The sequence below is a fragment of the Mycobacterium sp. 1165178.9 genome (assembly GCF_001673555.1).
Classification (GTDB): domain Bacteria; phylum Actinomycetota; class Actinomycetes; order Mycobacteriales; family Mycobacteriaceae; genus Mycobacterium.
Genome location: NZ_LZMB01000260.1, coordinates 1 through 755 on the forward strand (window position 1 = coordinate 1; position 755 = coordinate 755).

The window sequence follows — 755 nt, forward strand, 5'->3', positions numbered from 1 at the left end:
CAAACGCCCAGCCACCAACTGATCAATCAGGTGGCCGCGCAATCGGATCCGGCCGAGTTGGGTGGCAAGTTGTCCTGGGCGCTGGCCGATCGGCTGCACATCACCCGGGCCGAAGCCGCACGGCGCATCGCCGAGGCGGCCGACCTGGGCCCGCGCCGGGCGCTGACCGGGGAGCCCTTGGCGCCGGTGTTGCCCGCGACCGCGGCGGCGCAGCGCGACGGGGCGATCGGGGCCGATCATGTGGCGATGATTCGGCGGTTTTTCCACCAATTGCCCGAGTCCGTCGACCTCGAGACCTGTGTGCACGCCGAAAAACACCTGGCGGGTAAGGCCGCCGAGTTCCGGCCCGACCAGTTCGCCAAACTGGCCCGGCGCCTGATGGATTGTCTGCATCCCGACGGCACCTACACGGACGAGGACCGGGCGCGCTTGCGCGGGCTGGTGCTCGGCAATCAGCAGGCCGACGGGATGTCGCGCCTGAGCGGGTGGCTGACACCGGAAGCCAGAGCCGGCTGGGAGGCGGTGCTGGCCAAGCTGGCCGCCCCCGGCATGTGCAACCCCGACGACGACACACCCGTCGTGGACGGCGCCCCCTCAGAAGAAGCGATTCACCGCGACACCCGCAGCGCCGGGCAGCGCAACCACGACGGCCTCAACGCCGCCCTACGCGCCATCCTCGCCAGCGGAAAGCTCGGTCAGCACAACGGCTTACCGGCATCCATCATCGTCACCACCACACTGGCCGAGCTCGAAGC

1 protein-coding gene is annotated in these 755 nt (G+C 69.8%); it reads left to right on the forward strand.

Annotated elements, in window-relative coordinates; all coding sequences use genetic code 11:
- On the forward strand, positions 1 to 755 hold a 755-nt coding region (locus tag A5652_RS11685), incomplete at both ends, for a 13E12 repeat family protein (protein WP_156745285.1).